At 68.5% G+C, this 17817-nt stretch carries 19 protein-coding genes; 9 read left to right on the forward strand and 10 right to left on the reverse strand.

Translation table 11 applies throughout. The features are described from left to right. Positions 1-39: 39 nt before the first annotated feature. The 5 genes from IEY60_RS18400 to IEY60_RS18420 are packed head-to-tail and all read right to left on the reverse strand — an operon-like array spanning position 40 to position 4512. The gene (locus tag IEY60_RS18400) at positions 40-462 is read right to left on the reverse strand and encodes a nuclear transport factor 2 family protein (RefSeq protein WP_189029904.1); all 423 of its coding nucleotides are present in this window, start codon (positions 460-462) and stop codon (positions 40-42) included. Next, positions 459-1349, reverse strand: coding sequence for a TIGR03619 family F420-dependent LLM class oxidoreductase (locus tag IEY60_RS18405; protein WP_189029906.1), 891 nt, complete (start codon positions 1347-1349; stop codon positions 459-461). The genes IEY60_RS18400 and IEY60_RS18405 overlap by 4 nt, the downstream gene beginning before the upstream one ends. Further along, on the reverse strand, positions 1346-2515 hold the full coding sequence (locus tag IEY60_RS18410) for a thiolase family protein (protein WP_189029908.1): 1170 nt from the start codon (positions 2513-2515) through the stop codon (positions 1346-1348). Before IEY60_RS18410 ends, IEY60_RS18405 begins: the two co-directional genes overlap by 4 nt. Further along, positions 2512-3531, reverse strand: a complete 1020-nt coding sequence (locus IEY60_RS18415; RefSeq protein ID WP_189029910.1) for a thiolase family protein — start codon at positions 3529-3531, stop codon at positions 2512-2514. The genes IEY60_RS18410 and IEY60_RS18415 overlap by 4 nt, the downstream gene beginning before the upstream one ends. A gap of 9 nt (positions 3532-3540) precedes the next feature. Further along, positions 3541-4512, reverse strand: coding sequence for a Zn-ribbon domain-containing OB-fold protein (locus tag IEY60_RS18420; RefSeq protein WP_189029919.1), 972 nt, complete (start codon positions 4510-4512; stop codon positions 3541-3543). 61 nt (positions 4513-4573) lie between these two features. Here IEY60_RS18420 and IEY60_RS18425 point away from each other — a divergent pair, with 61 nt between their 5' ends. Together IEY60_RS18425 and IEY60_RS18430 are read left to right on the forward strand one after the other, a co-directional pair. Continuing rightward, a complete protein-coding gene (locus tag IEY60_RS18425; protein ID WP_189029921.1) occupies positions 4574-5611 on the forward strand; it encodes an LLM class F420-dependent oxidoreductase in 1038 nt (345 codons plus the stop codon). A 22-nt stretch (positions 5612-5633) separates the two neighbouring features. Beyond that, positions 5634-7169: an acyl-CoA synthetase gene (locus IEY60_RS18430; protein WP_189029924.1), complete on the forward strand. Its 1536-nt coding sequence runs from the start codon at positions 5634-5636 to the stop codon at positions 7167-7169. A gap of 13 nt (positions 7170-7182) precedes the next feature. On the opposite strand, the gene IEY60_RS18435 is transcribed toward IEY60_RS18430, so the two are convergent. Further along, positions 7183-8181 (reverse strand): sigma-70 family RNA polymerase sigma factor, encoded by a 999-nt coding sequence (locus IEY60_RS18435; RefSeq protein WP_189029926.1) that lies wholly within the window; start codon positions 8179-8181, stop codon positions 7183-7185. Between the two features lie 150 nt (positions 8182-8331). On the opposite strand from IEY60_RS18435, the gene IEY60_RS18440 reads away from it, so the two are divergent. Beyond that, a complete protein-coding gene (locus IEY60_RS18440) occupies positions 8332-8748 on the forward strand; it encodes a VOC family protein (RefSeq protein ID WP_189029928.1) in 417 nt (138 codons plus the stop codon). Between the two features lie 53 nt (positions 8749-8801). Here IEY60_RS18440 and IEY60_RS18445 read toward each other — a convergent pair whose 3' ends face one another. Then, positions 8802-9584 carry a crotonase/enoyl-CoA hydratase family protein gene (locus IEY60_RS18445; protein ID WP_189029930.1) on the reverse strand — a complete coding sequence of 261 codons (783 nt, stop codon included), beginning with the start codon at positions 9582-9584 and terminating at the stop codon, positions 8802-8804. A gap of 174 nt (positions 9585-9758) precedes the next feature. On the opposite strand from IEY60_RS18445, the gene IEY60_RS18450 reads away from it, so the two are divergent. Beyond that, a complete protein-coding gene (locus IEY60_RS18450; protein WP_189029932.1) occupies positions 9759-11402 on the forward strand; it encodes an acyl-CoA synthetase in 1644 nt (547 codons plus the stop codon). A gap of 58 nt (positions 11403-11460) precedes the next feature. On the opposite strand, the gene IEY60_RS18455 is transcribed toward IEY60_RS18450, so the two are convergent. Continuing rightward, positions 11461-12639 carry an FAD-dependent monooxygenase gene (locus IEY60_RS18455; RefSeq protein ID WP_189029934.1) on the reverse strand — a complete coding sequence of 393 codons (1179 nt, stop codon included), beginning with the start codon at positions 12637-12639 and terminating at the stop codon, positions 11461-11463. A gap of 99 nt (positions 12640-12738) precedes the next feature. On the opposite strand from IEY60_RS18455, the gene IEY60_RS18460 reads away from it, so the two are divergent. The 3 genes from IEY60_RS18460 to IEY60_RS18470 are packed head-to-tail and all read left to right on the forward strand — an operon-like array spanning position 12739 to position 13960. Then, a complete protein-coding gene (locus IEY60_RS18460) occupies positions 12739-13362 on the forward strand; it encodes a TetR/AcrR family transcriptional regulator (protein WP_189029936.1) in 624 nt (207 codons plus the stop codon). A 32-nt stretch (positions 13363-13394) separates the two neighbouring features. Continuing rightward, positions 13395-13592: a YlcI/YnfO family protein gene (locus tag IEY60_RS18465; RefSeq protein ID WP_189029939.1), complete on the forward strand. Its 198-nt coding sequence runs from the start codon at positions 13395-13397 to the stop codon at positions 13590-13592. Continuing rightward, positions 13589-13960, forward strand: coding sequence for a type II toxin-antitoxin system death-on-curing family toxin (locus tag IEY60_RS18470; RefSeq protein ID WP_373291732.1), 372 nt, complete (start codon positions 13589-13591; stop codon positions 13958-13960). The genes IEY60_RS18465 and IEY60_RS18470 overlap by 4 nt, the downstream gene beginning before the upstream one ends. 77 nt (positions 13961-14037) lie before the next feature. Here IEY60_RS18470 and IEY60_RS18475 read toward each other — a convergent pair whose 3' ends face one another. Beyond that, positions 14038-15135, reverse strand: coding sequence for an acyl-CoA dehydrogenase family protein (locus tag IEY60_RS18475; RefSeq protein ID WP_189029941.1), 1098 nt, complete (start codon positions 15133-15135; stop codon positions 14038-14040). 22 nt (positions 15136-15157) lie between these two features. Continuing rightward, positions 15158-16351, reverse strand: a complete 1194-nt coding sequence (locus IEY60_RS18480; RefSeq protein WP_189029943.1) for an acyl-CoA dehydrogenase family protein — start codon at positions 16349-16351, stop codon at positions 15158-15160. Between the two features lie 188 nt (positions 16352-16539). Here IEY60_RS18480 and IEY60_RS18485 point away from each other — a divergent pair, with 188 nt between their 5' ends. Both IEY60_RS18485 and IEY60_RS18490 read left to right on the forward strand, forming a co-directional pair. Next, a complete protein-coding gene (locus IEY60_RS18485; RefSeq protein ID WP_189029945.1) occupies positions 16540-16728 on the forward strand; it encodes a ferredoxin in 189 nt (62 codons plus the stop codon). A gap of 43 nt (positions 16729-16771) precedes the next feature. Further along, positions 16772-17674, forward strand: coding sequence for a 3-oxoacyl-ACP reductase (locus IEY60_RS18490; RefSeq protein WP_189029947.1), 903 nt, complete (start codon positions 16772-16774; stop codon positions 17672-17674). Positions 17675-17817 lie beyond the last annotated feature (143 nt).

Genomic DNA, 17817 nt, shown 5'->3' on the forward strand with positions numbered 1-17817 from the left:
CCGGTACCGAAGGGTACCGGGGCGGAACTCGTTTCGTCGTCAGGCGACGGGGCGGGTGGTCGCCATCGCGCGGTCGACCTCCCAGAAGGCACGCAGCGCGGCGATCTTGCCCTCGGCGTCGACCTTGTAGGTGAACACGCCCTCGGCGTCGATCACGTGGCCCGCCATGGTCGTGCGGATCTTTCCGGTGAAGGCGATCTCGTTGCCGCAGGCGAAGGAGTCCTCGAAGAGGAACTCGATCGACTCGGTCAGCGCGATCGCCTTGTCCCAGAACGCGCCGATCGCCTCGTGCCCACGATGGCCGACGCCCTCGGGGTCGAAACCCGAAGGGCCGACGGGATCTTCGACGATCCCGTCCTCGGCGAACAGGGCGACCCACGCCGCCCGGTCCCTGGCCCGCACCGCGGCCTGGGAAGCCAGCCCGGCGGCGCGCGCCGATCGATCGATAGCTGTCTCACTCATGACGCTGTCCTCGCGACGATCGGATCGGCGATGTACTTCTCGGCGAACTTGCGCAGCGAATCCTGCTTGGCCTCGAGCTCGCCGTCGAAGCCGATGCCGTCGGAGAGCCACGGCACCACGATGGTGTCCGTGACGCCGGCGTCGGCCAGATCCTGGTAACCGCTGCGGCCGAACTTGTCGATGCACACGGCCTGGATCTCGAAGGGCACCTCGGACCGGTCGTACTCGGCCCGCAGCTCGCGCAGGGTCGCGATGGTGGTGACCAGATCGTCGAACTTCATCATCGCCGAGGTCCAGCCGTCACCGATGCGGGCGGCCCGGCGCAGCGCCGGACCGGTGTGGCCGCCGATATAGAACGGCACCCGCTCGCTCGGCGCCGGGCTGATCTGCAGCTCGCCGAAATCGAAGAACTCGCCGTGGTACTCGACCATGCCGCCGTCGAGGACGAGCCGGATGATCTCGATCATCTCGTCGACCCTGGCGCCACGGCGGGCGTAGGGCACGCCGCACCACTCGAATTCCTCAGGGGCCCAGCCGATCCCGATGCCGAAGCCGAAGCGGTTGCCCGACATGTTGGCGATCGAGCCGACCTGCCGGGCCAGCAGCAGCGGATTGCGCGAGCCGAGCTTGAGGACGTTGGTGTAGAACCGCAGGTTCGTGGTCACCGCGGCCATGGAGGCCGCGGCGATCAGCGGGTCGACCCACGGTGTCTCCGGCCCCCAGAACCGGCTGCCGTCCGGGGTGTACGGGTAGTCGGCGGCCTGCGACTTCATGTAGAACAGCGAGTCGGGCAGGCCGATCGAGGTGAACCCGCATTCTTCGGCCGTCTTGGCCAGCTCGGTCAGCTGGTCGAGCGGGCTCAGCGCGATTCCGAGGGTGAACTTCATTCCGGGCGCTCGCTTCCCACGACCCACATCGAGAAGTACTGGGAGCCACCGCCGTACGCGTGGCCCATCGCCTTGCGGGCATTCTCGACCTGGTACGCACCGGCCCGGCCCATGACCTGCTTGGCCGCCTCGGCGAAGCGGATCAGGCCGGAGGCGCCGATCGGGTTCGACGAGAGCACGCCACCGGACGGGTTCACCGGAATGCGGCCGCCGATCTCGGTCTCGCCCTTGTCGGTGAGCTTCCAGCCCTCGCCTTCGGCGGCGAAGCCCAGGTTCTCCAGCCACATCGGCTCGAACCAGGAGAACGGCACGTAGATCTCGGCGACGTCGATCTCCTCGAGCGGGTCGGTGATCCCGGCCGAGGCCCACAGCGCGGCGGCCGCGTCGCGACCAGCCTGCGGGTTGACCTGGTCACGACCCGAGAAGGTCGTCGGCTCGGTGCGCATCGCGGTCCCGTGGATCCACGCGACCTTCTTGCCCTCGGCCTCGACGGCAGCGGCGGCCTCGGCATTGCCGATCACCAGGGCGCACGCGCCGTCCGAGGACGGGCAGGTCTCGTCGAAACGGATAGGGTCCCACAGCATCTGGGAGGCCAGCACCGAGTCGAGGGTGATGTCGGGCTGATGCAGATGCGCGAGCGGATTCTTCGCGCCGTTGCGCCGGTCCTTCACCGCCACCATGGCGCCGATGTGCATCGGGGCATTGGAGCGGCGGATGTAGGAGCGCACGTGCGGGGCGAAGTAGCCGCCCGCGCCCGCGCCGACCGGCATGGTGAACGGCACCGGAATCGACAACGCCCACATGGCATTCGACTCCGACTGCTTCTCCCACGCGATCGCGAGGACCTTGCCGTGCACGCCCGCCTGCACCAGGTTGGCGGCGACCACACCGGTCGACCCGCCGACCGAACCGGCGGTGTGCACGCGCAGCAGCGGCTTGCCGATGGCGCCGAGCGCCTCGGCGAGATACAGCTCGGGCATCATCACGCCCTCGAAGAAGTCGGGCGCCTTGCCGACGACGACGGCGTCGATGTCGTCGATGGTCAGGCCCGAGTCTTCGAGCGCGCGATCGATCGCTTCACGGCACATGCCCGCCATGGACACGTCCGTGCGCTTCGTCACGTGATGAGTTTGGCCGGTGCCGAGCACCGCCGCGGGGAAGCTCATCGTGCCTCCGATTCCAGAACGGCGACCAGGTTCTGCTGCAGCGCGGGGCCGCTGGTCGCATGAGCGAGAGTCCGGTTGGCGGTGCCGGAGATGATGGCCGTCGCGGCGTTGCCGATCCGCTCCAGGCCCGCCGCGAACATCGGGTTGCCTGCGAGCGCACCGCCGGACGGGTTGACCGGGGTGTCGGGGGACAGGCCGATCGCCTCGGCCAGGATCAGCTGCTGATGGCTGAACGGCGCGTGCAGTTCGGCCAGATCGAAGGTGGTGTCACCACCGGTCGCGGCCGCTGCCGCCCTGGTGGTGGATGGCGAGCGGGTCAGGTCGCGGCCGCCGAGCGCCTGGGCGTCGATATTGTGCGCGATGCCGGTGATCCACGCCGGGCGCTCGCACAGCTCCCTGGCCCGATCGCCGACCGCGAGCACGATCGCGGCGGCACCGTCGGTGATCGGGGCGATGTCGTGCGCACGCAGCGGATCGGCGACATACGGTGCGGCGAGCAGGGATTCGATGTCACCACCGGCGACGGCGGCCATCTCCCGCTCGGTCCAGCGGCCCGCGTCCAGCCCGGCGCGTGCCTGCAGGCCCGCGACCGAGACGGCGTCGGGCCACAGCGGGCCGACCAGATACGGGTCGAGCTGCCTGGTCAGCACCTGACGCAGGGTGCCCGCCGACGACTTGCCGAAGCCGTACACGAGCGCGGTCTGCGCCTGGCCGGAGAGCAGTTTCACCCACGCCTCGTAGAGCGCCCACGCGGCGTCCATCTCCACGTGCGACTCGTTGATCGGCGGCACCGCGCCGATCGCGTCGATCGCGGAGATGAACGAGAACGCCCGCCCCGCCAGGTAATCCGAGGAGCCGGAGCACCAGAAGTCGATATCGGTCTTGCTGATGCCGAGGTCGGCGTAGAGCTGCTGGAAGCACGGCACGAGCATCTCGACGCCGTTGGTGGTGCCGAAGGTCTCCGGCACGTGCGGTGCGTGGGCGAACCCGACCACCGCGATTTCTGGTGTACTCAACGTCGCCTCTCAGAGGTGGTGCTGGTAGGACTCGTACGGGGCATCTGGCTCGCCGCTCGGCCGGAAGTGGTCGATATTGGCCAGCGCGTGGCCCCATTCCTCGCGCGGCTTCCACACGGCTTCGACCCGCATGCCCATTCGCACCTCGGAGGCCTCGCAGCCGAGAACCAGGTGCAGGAACGGGATGTCGGCGCCGTCGAGAAGCACGTAGGCGGCCACATACGGTGGCTTGATCCGCTGGCCGAGGAACGGCACATTCACGATGCAGAAGGTGGTCACCGTGCCCTTGTCGGGCAGCTCCACCAGGTCGTCGGTCGGCGTGCCGTCGGTCGGGTTGGCGCCGCGCGGCGGGAAGTACACCCGCCCGCCCGCTTCGGAGCGGCCGCCGATCAGCTTGCCCTCGGCGAGGCCGCGCAGGTAGGCGCTCTCCTGCGGGGAGGCCGTGTGCTTGTAGCTCATGTCGACGGGCGTGGTCAGCATGGTCACCGGCTCGGCGGTGTCCTCGGACGGCGCCGCGGTCTCGGCCCCTTCGCCCGGCTCGAAGCAGGCGATGTCCTGAATCGTTCCGGTGCGCTCTTCGGCCCAGCGCACCCGCACGCGCATACCCGTGCTCACCTGGCTCGGGTCGGTCACGTCCAGCGCGTGCAACATCGCCGTGTCGGCCCCGTCCAGCTGGACCAGCGCCCACGCGAACGGGCGGTCGAACGGCTGCCCGGGCAGCGGCTCGGCCACCCATGTCCACGACTGCACCGTGCCGGTCGTCTCGACCTGGACCAGCTCGGCCAGCGGGGCCGAGGTGATCGGGTCGTATTCCTGCGCGGGCACCAATACCCGGCCGTCACTGCCGCGCACGCCGAGTATCCGGCGGTCGCGCAGTCCGGTCAGAAAGGCGCCGATGACAGGTCCGACGGACCTGGTGTAGTCGAACTGCACCCGGAGGGGTGCACTCAATACTTCCACTGCGGTATTCCCCTGGGTCACGATATCGAGTAGAACAGGTTCTTATTCTGCTTGCAAGGATTCGCCGGAAAGGGCGTCGGTCATGAAATTCGGACTGCAACTCGGTTACTGGGGTGCGCAGCCGCCCGCCAACGCCGGCGAGCTGGTCGTCGCGGCCGAGGAAACGGGGTTCGACGCGGTGTTCGCGGCCGAATCGTGGGGCTCGGACGCGTTCACTCCGCTGGCCTGGTGGGGGTCGTCGACCGAGCGGGTGCGCCTGGGTACTTCGGTCGCGCAGATGTCGGCCCGCACGCCCGCGGCGGCCGCGATGCACGCGCTCACCCTCGATCACCTCAGCGGCGGCCGGGCCATCCTCGGCCTCGGCGTCTCCGGTCCGCAGGTGGTGGAGGGCTGGTATGGACAGCCGTTCGCCCAGCCGCTGCGCCGAACCCGCGAGTACGTCGACATCGTGCGCAAGGTGCTGGCCCGCGAGGCTCCGGTGACCTCCGACGGCAAGCACTACGGCCTGCCCTACACCGGTCCCGGAGCGACCGGCCTGGGCAAGCCGCTCAAGCCGATCGTGCATCCGCTGCGCGCTGAGCTGCCGATCTGGCTGGGTGCCGAGGGTCCGAAGAACGTCGCCCAGACCGCCGAGATCGCCGACGGCTGGCTGGCGATCTACTACGCGCCGCGCCTGGCCGGCATGTACAACGAGTGGCTCGACGAGGGGTTCGCCCGGCCGGGCGCCCGGCGCAGCAGGGCCGATTTCGAGATCGCCGCGAGCGCCCAGGTGGTCGTCACCGACGATCCGGCGGGGGAGATCGAGCGGATGCGCTGGGTGACCTCGCTCTACATCGGCGGCATGGGCGCGCCGGAGCTGAACTTCCACGCCCAGGTGTACAAGCGGATGGGCTACGGCAAGGAGGTCGACGAGATCTCCGCTCTCTTCCAGGCGGGCCGCAAGGCCGAGGCCGCCGCGGCGGTGCCCGACGAGCTGATCACCGACACCGCGATCTTCGGCGACGAGGCCCACGTGCGGTCGCGGTTGAAGGAATGGGAGGACGCGGGGGTGACGATGATGCTGATCTCGGTTTCCGATGTCGATCAGATGCGTCGGCTCCAAACCCTTGTATCCACCTAGAACACGTTCTAAATTCGATGGGGTGAGCAGCCAGCAGACAACGGAAGTCCTCGGACTGTGGAATATCGCCGCGGCCGATCCCGAGCGGATCGCCGTCGTCGACCCGGACGGCAGGGAGATCACCTATCGAGAATTGGCCACTCTCGCCAACCGCTACGCCAACGGACTACGCGGCATCGGATTGCGCACCGGCGACGTGGTCGTCAGCATGCTGCACAACGGTGTGGAGGCGATCGCCGCGTACTTCGCCGCGTATCAGGCGGGCCTGTACATCGTCGCGGTGAACTGGCACCTCACCGCGCCCGAGATCGCCTACATCCTCGGCGACAGCGAGGCCTCGGCCTTCCTGGCCAGCGAACGGTTCGCCGCCACCGCCGCCGAGGCCGCCGACCTGGCCGAACTGCCCGCCGAAGCCCGGTTCTCGGCAGGCACCATCGACGGCTTCCGGCCGGTCTCCTGGCTCGGCGCCGCCGACACCGGCCGCCCGGACGAGCGTTCGGTCGGCGCGCCGATGCTCTACACCTCGGGAACCACGGGGCGCCCCAAGGGCGTTCGCCGGCCGCTGACCGGCGCCGATCCCGATCAGGTCCCCGCGCCGAACAAGGCCTTCTTCGCCCTGTTCGAGCTCGCGCCCTACGACGACCACGTGCACATCTGCGGCTCGCCGCTCTATCACACGGCCGTGCTGAACTTCTCGACGATCTCGATCCAGATGGGCCACAAGCTCGTGCTCATGGACAAGTGGGATCCCGAGGACATGCTCGCGCTGATCGAGCGCCACAAGGTGACCCACAGTCACATGGTGCCCACCCAGTTCCATCGCCTGCTCGCCCTGCCCGAGGACGTGCGCGCCCGCTACGACGTGTCCTCGCTGCGCAGCATGGTGCACGGCGCGGCGCCGTGCCCGCAGCAGACCAAGCGGCAGATGCTCGACTGGTGGGGTCCGGTCGTCACCGAGTACTACGCCGCCACCGAGGGCGGCGGCACGGTGATCAACGGGACCGAGTGGCTGAACAAGCCCGGCTCGGTCGGCAAGGCCTGGCCGTGGTCGGTCATCAAGATCCTCGACGAGACCGACGGCACCGAATTGCCCGCGGGCAAAGAGGGCATGGTCTACATGAAGATGGGCGCGTCCAGCTTCGAGTACCACCACGCCAAGGAGAAGACCGAGGAGTCGCGCGTCGGTGACCTGTTCACCGTCGGCGACATCGGCTACCTCGACGAGGACGGCTACCTGTTCCTCTGCGACCGCCGCTCCGATCTGATCCTGTCCGGTGGCGTGAACATCTACCCGGCCGAGATCGAGGGCGTGCTGATGAGCCACCCGAAGGTGGCCGACGTGGCGGTTCTCGGTGTGCCCGACCCGGATTGGGGTCAGCAGGTCAAGGCGTTCGTGCAGCCGGTCGACGGTGCGACGGCCGACGACGCGCTCACCGCCGAGATCCTCGAGTTCGCGGCCGGTCAGCTCGCCAAGTACAAGCTGCCCCGCACGGTGGAATACCGTGCGGAGCTGCCCCGCGATCCCAACGGCAAGCTGTACAAGCGCCGCCTGCTCTGAAAGATGTTCCCGCTCAGACGGCTTCGCGCCACTCCGGCGCGAGCCCGAAGAGCGGGAACAACTTCTCGGTGTCGAGGAAGAAGTTCAGGCCCGAGATGGTGTCGCCCTCGAGCTCGAGCACGGTGATCGACCACGGCACCCATACGCCGGGCTCCCCGCTGGGCTTGTAGTGGCCGAAGGCGGGCAGCCCGTTGGCGCCTTCCAGCGGCACCATGCGCGAATTGCGGCACGCGCTGCCGGTGCTGAGCATGAACGCGGCCACATTCTCCGGCCCGGAGATCCAGAGATCGAAGGGCGGCATCGACAGCGCCACATCGGCTTTCAGCAGCGTGGTGAGCGCGTCCATGTCGTAGGCCTCGAAGGCCTTCACGAAATCGTCGACCAACTTGCGCTGCTCGGGATCACTCTCGTCGAACCCGTCGGTGACGGTCGGCTGCACCTTGGACATGGTGGCGCGTGCCCGTTGCAGCGCGCTGTTCACCGACGCGGGCGACATCATCAGCGCCTCGGCGGTCTCACCCGCGGAGAAGCGCAGCACCTCGCGCATGATCAGGATGGCGCGCTGGGTGGCGGGCAGATGCTGGCAGGCCGCGACGAAGGCCAGGCGCAGGGTGTCCTTGGTCGAGGCGTGCTCGGCCGGATCGGCGCCGAAGGCGAGCCCGTTCGGGATCGGCTCGATCCACACGTAATCGGGCTGCGGTGCGGGCAGCGGCGAATCCGGGCGACCTGGTCCGTTGAGATCCATCGGCCGTGCCCGGCTCTGCGGACGATCGAGCATGTCCAGACAGATATTGGTGGCGATCTTGTACAGCCACGAGCGCAGGCTCGCGCGGCCCTCGAATGAATCGTAGGAGCGCCAGGCGCGGGTGAAGGTCTCCTGCACCGCGTCCTCGGCCTCGAACGAGGAGCCGAGCATGCGGTAGGCGTACGCGCACAATTCGCGCCGGTGAGTTTCGAATTCGGCCAGTACGTCGGGATCGGGGCCGGTGGTAGCGGTTGTGGCGTCGCTCATAGTTCCTCACGATGCCACAGGGGTCCGACAGCCGACAGAGGCGAAAACGGACCGGCGAGATTTGCGAACTTTGCCCGGCGCGATGAATTCCGGTGAGCCGTCGCGTCTACATGTTCGAGACCGCAACGACGCCACGAAAGGCTGACACCCATGAGCAGCAAGATGATCTTCATCAACCTTCCCGTCGCCGACCTCGACCGCTCGAAGAGCTTCTACGAGGCGCTGGGCTGGAAGGTCAACGAGGACTTCACCGATCAGAACGCGTCGTGCATCGTCATCGACGACAACATCTGCCTGATGCTGCTGACCAAGCCGTTCTTCTCGACCTTCAGCACCCGCCCGATCGCCGACACGATCAATACCGCCGCCGCGGGCTACGCGCTCTCGCTGGCCAGCGCCGAGGAGGTCGACGCGCTGACCGACGCGGCCGTCGCCGCGGGCGCGACCGAGCAGACCAACGAGGACAAGCGCGCCCAGGAGGCCCAGGTGGGCATGCACGGCCGCACGTTCCTCGACCCCGACGGTCACCAGTGGGAGCCGTTCTACATGAACTACCCGGGCGCGTAGGCGCCCGGCCGAACAGGGCGCGAGGCCGATGGCTCGCGCCCTGTTCGCGGTGACTACTGCCCGGTGAAGTTCGGCTTGCGCTTCTCCGCGAAGGCGCGCGGCCCTTCCTTGGCATCGGCGGATCTGAACACCTCGATGCCGATCTTCGCCTCGATGGGGAACGCCTCGTTCTCCGGCATCGCCTCGGTCTCGCGCAGCGTGCGCAGCATCGCCTGGACGGCGAGCGGGCCGTTGTCGGCGATCTGGCCGGCCAGTGCCAAGGCCTTGTCGAGGGCGGTGCCGTCGGGGACCACGTGGCCGATCAGGCCGATCTCCTTGGCCTCGGCGGCAGTGATGTGCCGACCGGTCAGCAGCAGATCAGCGGCCACCGTGTACGGGATCTGCCGAGCCAGCCGCACCGCGGAACCGCCGAGCGGGAACAGGCCCCAGCGCGCCTCGGAGACGCCGAACTTGGCGCTTTCCCCGGCCACGCGCAGGTCGGTGCCCTGCAGGATCTCGGTGCCACCGGCGATGGCCGGGCCCTCGACCGCCGCGATCAGCGGCTTGGCCAGTCGCCGCCCCTTCAGTAGCGCGGGGAGGTAGGCCGGGTCCCAGCTGCCCTCGGAGGCGGTGTCCCCCGGATGCTGCGAGCTCATCGCCTTCAGGTCCATCCCGGCGCAGAAGGCCCCGCCCGCGCCGGTCAGGATCGCGACGCGGATATCGGGATCGCTGTCCACCTGGTCCCAGGCATCGCGCATGATCGCCATCATCTCGCCCGAGAGGGCGTTGCGTGCCTCCGGCCGGTTCATGGTGACGATGAGGACGTGGTCTCGCTTCTCGACCAGACAGTGGGCCATTCGATATCTCCTGACGTTCGAGCTCTGTCATGGCGCGCTGACGCGCGCAGGTCTTCGGCCCTCTGTCTCGATCTTCCCTCCCTCCGGGTACTCCTTCGTCGCACCCTCCGGTCAGTCCAGATCGAGACGCCGAAGACCTTGTCAGAAACAGTAACACGTTCTATTTTTGTTCCTGTGAGCTACAACATAGCCGATCTCGTCGAACACGCCGTCGACCTGATGCCCGACCGGATCGTGCTGGTCGGCGAACATCGCGAGTCGACCTACGCCGAACTGGAGGAGCGGGCCAACAAGCTGGCCCACTACCTGCTGGAACAGGGTGTGAAACCCGGCGACAAAGTCGGAATCTACTCCCGGAACACCGTCGAAGCCGTCGAGGCGATGGTCGCGATCTTCAAGGCGCGGGCGGTGATGATCAACGTCAACTACCGCTACGTCGAGAACGAGTTACTGCACATCTTCGACAACTCCGACATGGTCGCGCTGATCCACGAGCGCCGCTACACCGACAAGGTGCAAGCGGTCCTGCCGAAGGTGCCCGACCTGAAGACGGTGCTCGTCGTCGAGGACGGCACCGACGGCCCGACCGCGCCAGGCACGGTGGAGTACGAGGCGGCGCTGGCCCGTTCCTCCGGTGAGCGCGACTTCGGCGAGCGCTCGCCCGACGACATCTACATGCTCTACACCGGCGGCACCACCGGCCTGCCCAAGGGCGTGATGTGGCGGCACGAGGACGTGTGGCGGGTGCTCGGCGCCGGCATCAACTTCATCACCGGTGAGTACACCAAGGACGAGTGGGAGCTGGCCAAGATCGGCGCGGCCAACCCGCAGATGGTGCGCTACCCGATTCCGCCGATGATCCACGGCGGCGCGCAGTGGGCCACCTTCCACAGCCTGTTCGGCGGCGGCAAGGCCGTGATGATCCCCGAGTTCAGCGGGCACGGGGTCTGGCAGGCCGTCGACAAGCACAAGATCAACCTGATCTTCATCACCGGCGACGCGATGGCGCGGCCGATGCTCGACGCGCTGGAGGAGGGGAACCCGGAAACCGGTGAGCCCTACGACCTCTCGTCGCTGTACGTGCTCGCCAGCAGCGCCGCGCTGTTCTCGCCGCCGCTGAAGGACAAGTTCCTCGAGCTGCTGCCCAACCGGCTGCTCACCGACTCCATCGGTTCCTCGGAGACCGGCTTCGGTGGTCTGGCGACGATCGCCAAGGGCCAGACCCACACCGGCGGCCCGCGGGTGAAGATCGACGCGGCCACCCAGGTGCTCGACGAACAAGGCAATCCGGTCGAGCCGGGTTCCGGCGTCGTCGGCCTGCTGGCGCGCAGCGGCCACATCCCGCTCGGCTACTACAAGGACGAGGTCAAGTCGGCCGCGACGTTCAAGGAGTTCAACGGGGTTCGCTACGCGATCCCCGGCGACTTCGCGCGCGTCGAGGAGGACGGCACCGTCACCATGCTCGGCCGTGGTTCGGTGAGCATCAACAGTGGTGGCGAGAAGATCTACCCCGAAGAGGTCGAGGGCGCGCTCAAGGCGCACCCGGATGTCTTCGACGCCCTCGTCGTCGGCGTCGAGGACGCGCGCTGGGGTCAGCGGGTCGTCGCGGTGGTCCAGTGCCGTGACAACAAGCGTCCGACCCTGGCCGAGCTGAAGCCGGTGCTGGCGCAGGAGATCGCGTCGTACAAGCAGCCGCGCAGCCTGTGGTTCGTCGACGAGATCAAGCGCTCGCCCGCGGGCAAGCCGGACTACCGGTGGGCCAAGGCGCAGACCGACGAGCGGCCTGCCGACGAGCACGCCGACGCGGGCTCGGCCTAGGTATCGACAGCAAGAGGGGCCCTTTCGGCGATGTCGCCGGAAGGGCCCCTCTCGTGTGTCAGCGGTTGGCGAGTTCGGCGAGCTGGTAGGCCAGCTTGCTGCGAACCGCGGGGATGCCGGTGAGCAGGCGCAGCGCGGTATTGCGCGCGGTGCGGGCCGGGGCCGACTGCAGGGTGGCCATGCGGGTCATCCGGTCGGTGAAGGCGACGACGTCCAGCGCGATCGGCCTGCGCACCGTCTCGTACTCGTCGAGCAGTGCATCCGGACCGCCGGCAACCACTTTCGCCAGCAGCCGGGCAAGCAGCGCGGCGTCCTGGATGCCGGTGTTCATGCCCTGGCCGCCCGCCGGGCTGTGCACGTGGGCGGCGTCGCCCGCGAGCAGGACGCGGCCCGCGCGGTAGTGGTCGGCGACACGGTGGTGCACGCGGAAGCGTGAGCTCCACAGCACCTCGTCGACCCGCACCTCGCCCGCGGGGCCCCTGGCGTCGAGCAGGGTCTGGATGTCGTCGCGGGTCGGGTGCTCGGGGGCCTCGTCCACGGTGGCGACGACGCGGTAGCGCTCCTGCGCCGCGTCGGGCAGCGGGGCGACCACGGTGACGCCCTCCGGCGAAAGGTGCAGCGAGACTTCCGAACGCGGGGTCGGCCAGCTCATCCGGACATCGGCCAGGACGAACGACGCGGGGTAGGTGTCGCCGGTGAAGCCGATACCCGCCTGTGCGCGCACGACGCTGTGCATGCCGTCGGCGCCGATCACGTAGTCGGCGGTGATGGTGCCTGTCGTGGCGTCTGCGGTGGTGTAGCCGACGGTGACGCGGCCGTTCTCGTCGTCGACCCGCTCGACGGTGAGCGGGCGGTGGACGGTGCCGCCCAGCTGGTGCAGTCGGTCGAGCAGGACCTGCTCGGTGACGTCCTGGGGGATCATCAGCGTGTAGGGGTAGGCGGTCGGCAGGTCGCCGAATTCGATGGTGGCCAACGTCTTCGGGCCGTCGTGCACCTTGAAGGTGGGGACCTGGATGCCGCGGGCGACGAGGTCCTTCGCGATGCCGAGTTCGTCGAGGACCTCCAGGGTCCTGGCGTGCACGACCGCGGCGCGAGAAGTGTTGGCGCCCTCGCTCAGCCGATCGATGAGGACGTGGTCGACGCCCGCTTCGGCGAGCACGATCGCGGCGGTGAGACCGGCGGGGCCCGCGCCGACGATGACGACGGACGTGGCTTCGGGCAGTGGGGTGGCGGTCATGACGACTCCTGGTCAACGCTTGTTTGCCAACGCTTGTGGGCATAACGGTAGACTCGACCGTCGATGAAAGTCAACAGTTGTTGGCCTACACTTGTTGGCATGACTTCCGACGACCAGGAGACCCCGGCCCGCCGCTCGGACGCCACCCGCGCCGCGATCCTCGCCGCCGCGCGCGCCCGCTTCGCCGCCGACGGCTACGCGAAGGCGACCATCCGCGCCATCGCCGCCGACGCCGCGATCGACCCGTCCATGGTGATGCGCTACTTCGGCTCCAAGGACGGTCTCTTCGCCGCCGCCGCCCAGATCGACCTCGACCTGCCCGACCTCGCCGCCGCCGACCCGGACGCCATGGGGGAGGTGCTGATCCGCCACTTCCTGGCGATCTGGGAGGAGAACGACAACACCGTTCTGCTGATCCTGCTGCGCTCCTCGATCACCGACGACGCGGTGGCCGCCCGCTTCCGCGAGGTCTTCGCCCAGCAGGTCCTGCCCGCCGTCCTGCGCTTCGGCACCCCCGCCGACGCCCCCCGCCGCGCCGCCCTGATCGTCACCCAGCTCCTCGGCCTCGCCCTGTGCCGCTACGTCCTGCGCATCCCTCCGGTAGTCGACCTGACCCCACCCCGGATAGTCACCGACATCGCCCCCACCCTCCAGCGCTACTTGACCTCGGACCCTGCTCCGACGGCCGATAGCCCGGAGGCTGCGCGGACCGTAACTTCATAGAACCAGCTGGTACCACGCGGTACCATCGAGCCATGGCTGGTCTCAATGTGCGATTCACCGACGAGGAACTGGACGCGCTCCGGCAGCGCGCTGAGGCCGAGGGGCGGAGCATGCAGCAGTTCGCGCATGATGCGGTTGTGGCCGCGATCAACGAGCGATCGCGATTGTTCAACGAGGCGGCAGACCATGTGCTCCGGGTCAGCGAAGAGCTGAACCGGAGACTGGCGTGATCCACTACCTGACGCTGCCCGAGCTCCTGAGCCTGGCGGAGCGGCTCGGTACGCCGGACGTCCGTGACTACGGGCTGCTCGATTCCGCCGCGGCGCGGCCCCAGTCGAGTGTGTTCGGACAGGATGCCTATCCAGATCTATGGCAGAAGGCTGCCGCGCTGATGGAATCGCTCGCCCGCAACCACGGCTTGGTGGACGGGAACAAGCGGCTCGCCTGGTATGCCACCTGGGTGTTCCTGCATCTCAACGGATGTCCGCTCGACGAGGCTTTCGATGTAGATCACGCCGAGGAATTCGTGCTCGCCGTGTGTCAAGGACGGCTCGATGTGCCTGCTATCGCCAAGGAACTCGTCCGCTTCGCGCGATAGGGCGTCGGCCCGACGCACCGAGCAGGGCCCGTACGGACATCGATCCGGACGGGCCCTGCTTCGGGATGTGACGGTGGCTAGCTCGCCAGTTCCGCACCCAGGGCGAGGAGGTGGGGAGTGGCGGCGCCGAGGGCGAATTCGTTGTGCTTGGCGGCGGTGAAGTAGTTGTGGACGATGTGGTCGCGGTCGATGCCGAGGCCGCCGTGGACGTGGACGACGGTGTGGGCGACCTTGTGGCCCGCGTCGGCTGCCCAGAACTTGGCGATGTGGATGGACTCGGCGGCCGGGAGGTTCTCGGACAGGCGCCAGGCGGCCTGGGTGACGGTCAGACGCAGGCCGCCGATGTCGATGTAGGCGTCGGCCAGGCGCTGGGCGACGGACTGGAACGAGCCGATCGGCTTGCCGAACTGCTCGCGGGTGCGGGTGTGCTCGGCGGTCAGTTCGAGTGCGCGTTCCAGCGTGCCCAGCTGGAGCGCCGAGAGGCCGAGCCAGGCGTGTTCACGCAGCCAGGTGAGGATGTCGGCGCCGGCTTCGACGGTGCCGAGCAGTTCGGCGGGCGTGCCCGCGAGCTCGACGACGAACTCGGGGCTCAGGTCGACGACCTGCTGGGCGGTGCGGGTGACCGACGCGTGGTCCGGGTCGACCACGAAGACGCCGACACCATTGGACGTGATGGCGGGCACCAGGATTCGCTCGGCGCGATCGGCGTAGGCGACGGTGGTCGCGGTGCCGGTCAGCGTCCAGGCCGCACCGGCGGGCTCGGCGACGATGCCCGGCGCGGCGGTGGTGGCGCGCAGCTCCTCGGCGAGCGCGGCGGTCAGCACGATCTCGCCCGCGCCCGCCCGCGCGGCCAGCTGCCGCTGACCGGCATCGCCGAACTTCGCCAGCGCACCCGCGCCGACGACGATCGACCACAGGTAGGGCACGGCGGCGACGACGCGGCCGAGTTCCCGCAGGATCGCGGTCTGCTCGAGCATGCCGAAATCGCTACCGCCCAGGTCTTCCGGCAGGGCGGCGGCCAGCACGCCGGTCTCGGCGAGCGACTTCCACAGCTGCTCGTCGTAGCGGCCGGCGGTGTCGAGTTCACGCAGGCGGTCGGCGGTGACGAGCTTGGCGCAGATCTCGCCGGTCAGCCGGGCGAGATCGGTCTGGGCTTCGGTGGGGGTGAAATCCATGAGGGGATACCGGCTTTCGGGATCAGCGGGCGGACGCGGGCTGGCGCAGGGCGGTCATGGCGATGATGTCGCGCTGCACCTCGTTGGTGCCGCCGCCGAAGGTGAGGATCAGCGCGGCCCGGTGCATCCGCTCTAGCCTGCCGAGCATGACCGCGCCGGGGGAGTCCTGGCGCAGGTAACCGTGCGAGCCGACGACCTCCATCAGCAGGCGATAGGCCTCGGTGGCCAGCTCGGTGCCGTAGACCTTGCACGCGGAGGCGTCCCACGGCTTGGGCGCCGCCTCGCCGCCAAGGTCGGCGCGGCTGGCGATCTCCCAGTTCAGCAGCTTGAGGTATTCGACCTTGGCGTAGACGCGAGCCAGGTTGAGGCGCACCCACTCCTGGTCGATCACCCGCTTGCCGTCGGGGCCGGTGGTCTCGCGTGCCCACTGCACCGTCTGGTTGACCGCGAGCGAGAGCGGCCCGGCCGAGGTCAGCGCGACGCGCTCGTGGTTGAGCTGGTTGGTGATCAGCGACCAGCCGCCGTTCTCCGGCCCGACCATCGAGGAGGCGGGAACCCGCACGTCCTGGTAGTAGGTGGCGCTGGTGTCGGGCCCGGCCATCGTGTGCACCGGCGTCCAGGAGAACCCGTCGACGTCGGTGGGCACGATGAACATCGTGATGCCCTTGTGCTTCTTGGCCGTCGGATCGGTGCGCACCGCCAGCCAGATGTAATCGGCGTAGGCGATGAGGCTGGTCCACATCTTCTGGCCGTTGATGACGAAGTCGTCGCCGTCGCGCACCGCGGCGGTGCGCAGCGAGGCCAGGTCGGTGCCGGCGCCCGGCTCGGAGTAGCCGATGGCGAAGTGCAGCTCACCGGAGGCGATCTTGGGCAGGAAGAACTTCTTCTGCTCCTCGGTGCCGTACTGCATGATCGTCGGCGCGACCGAGTTGAGCGTGAGGAACGGGACGGGCGCGCCCGCGATGGCGGCTTCCTCGACGAAGATCAGCTGATCCATCGTCGTGCGGTCCTGACCGCCGTACTCCTTCGGCCAGCTCAGCGTCAGCCAGCCGTCGCGGCCCATCTGGCGCACGACCTCGCGGTAGACATTGCCCTCGCCGTACTCGCCGGTCTGCAGGCTCAGCGCGGCGCGTCGTTCCGGGGTCATCAGCCGGGCGAAATATTCGCGCAGCTCGGCGCGCAATTCTTCCTGCTGCGGCGTATACGCGACGCGCATGGGTCCCTACCTCGGTCTCTGCTGCGAAAACGGACGCGGCGGGGCGCAGGGGATGGGCCCCGCCGAAACCGATCATTGCATACCGACTGAAACATGTTCCAGTATTGACAGTGAATCGGCGCCGGTTCCGCTCCGCGGGCCATACTGTCTGAGTTAGTGTCGCCGAGACCGCGTGGAAGGAAGTTCTCATGAAGATCATCGTTGATTTCGACCGGTGCGAAGCGAACGGGGTGTGCGTCGGAATCGCCCCTGACATGTTCGAACTCGATGACGACGATCTGCTGCACGTCACCGATGCCGAGGTGGACGCCGATCGCGTCGCCGATGCGGAGGAAGCAGTGGCGCAGTGCCCCAAGGCTGCGCTGAGGTTGGCGTGATCGCCTCTTGTCGGATAGTGAAACACGTTCTAAAGTCGGCCCGATGAGTGTGATGCAGACTTCACTGGACGGCCGGGTCGCCATTGTCACCGGCGCCGGGGCCGGGCTCGGCCGGGCCGAAGCCCTCGCGCTGGCAGGCGCTGGTGCGGCGGTCGTGGTCAACGACCTCACCGAGGATGCCGCCGCCGAGACCATTGCCGCGATTCGCGAGCTCGGCGGCAAGGCGGAGTTCGTCGGCGGCAGCATCGCCGAGCGCTCGACGGCCGACGCGCTCATCGCGACCGCCCAGGATTCCCTGGGCGGCCTCGACATCGTCGTCAACAACGCGGGCATCACCCGCGACCGCATGCTGTTCAACATGTCCGACGAGGACTTCGACGCGGTGATCGCCGTGCACCTGCGCGGGCACTTCCTGCTCTCGCGCAACGCGGGCGCCTACTGGCGCGCGGCGTCGAAGGCCGCGGGCGCGCCGGTCTACGGCCGGCTGGTCAACACCTCCTCGGAGGCCGGGCTGCTCGGGCCGGAAGGTCAGGCGAACTACGGCGCCGCCAAGGCGGGTATCACCGCGCTGACGCTGTCGGCCGCGCGTGGGCTGTCCCGGTTCGGCGTTCGCTCCAATGCGATCTGCCCCCGGGCCAGGACCGCGATGACCGAGGCCGTGTTCTCCGAGGCGCCCGAGGGTTCGGTCGACCCGCTCGCACCCGAGCACGTGGCCAAGCTCGTCGCCTACCTCGCCTCGCCCGCCGCCGACGCGGTGAACGGCCAGGTGTTCGTCGTCTACGGCCCGATGGTCGCCCTCATGGCGGCGCCCGAGGTGGAAGCTCGCTTCGACGCGGCCGGCGCCGAATGGTCCGAGGCCGACCTCGCGGAAACTCTGCACGGCTACTTTGCCGAGCGGCCCGCCGACCACATGTTCTCGGCCCGTTCGCTCCGCGATCTGGGCTGATCGCCGCAGCACCGATTTGCCGGGTGTTGGCTCGCCGCGCGCCACGACGGGCATGTCTGCCGAGTTGTGTTGATCACAGGTCCAGGTGTTGGTAGACATGAGCGTCGGGGTGTGTGACGCCTCACAGGAGGTAAACGGCATTC

This window comes from Nocardia rhizosphaerihabitans (genome assembly GCF_014646295.1).
Taxonomy (GTDB): Bacteria; Actinomycetota; Actinomycetes; order Mycobacteriales; family Mycobacteriaceae; genus Nocardia; species Nocardia rhizosphaerihabitans.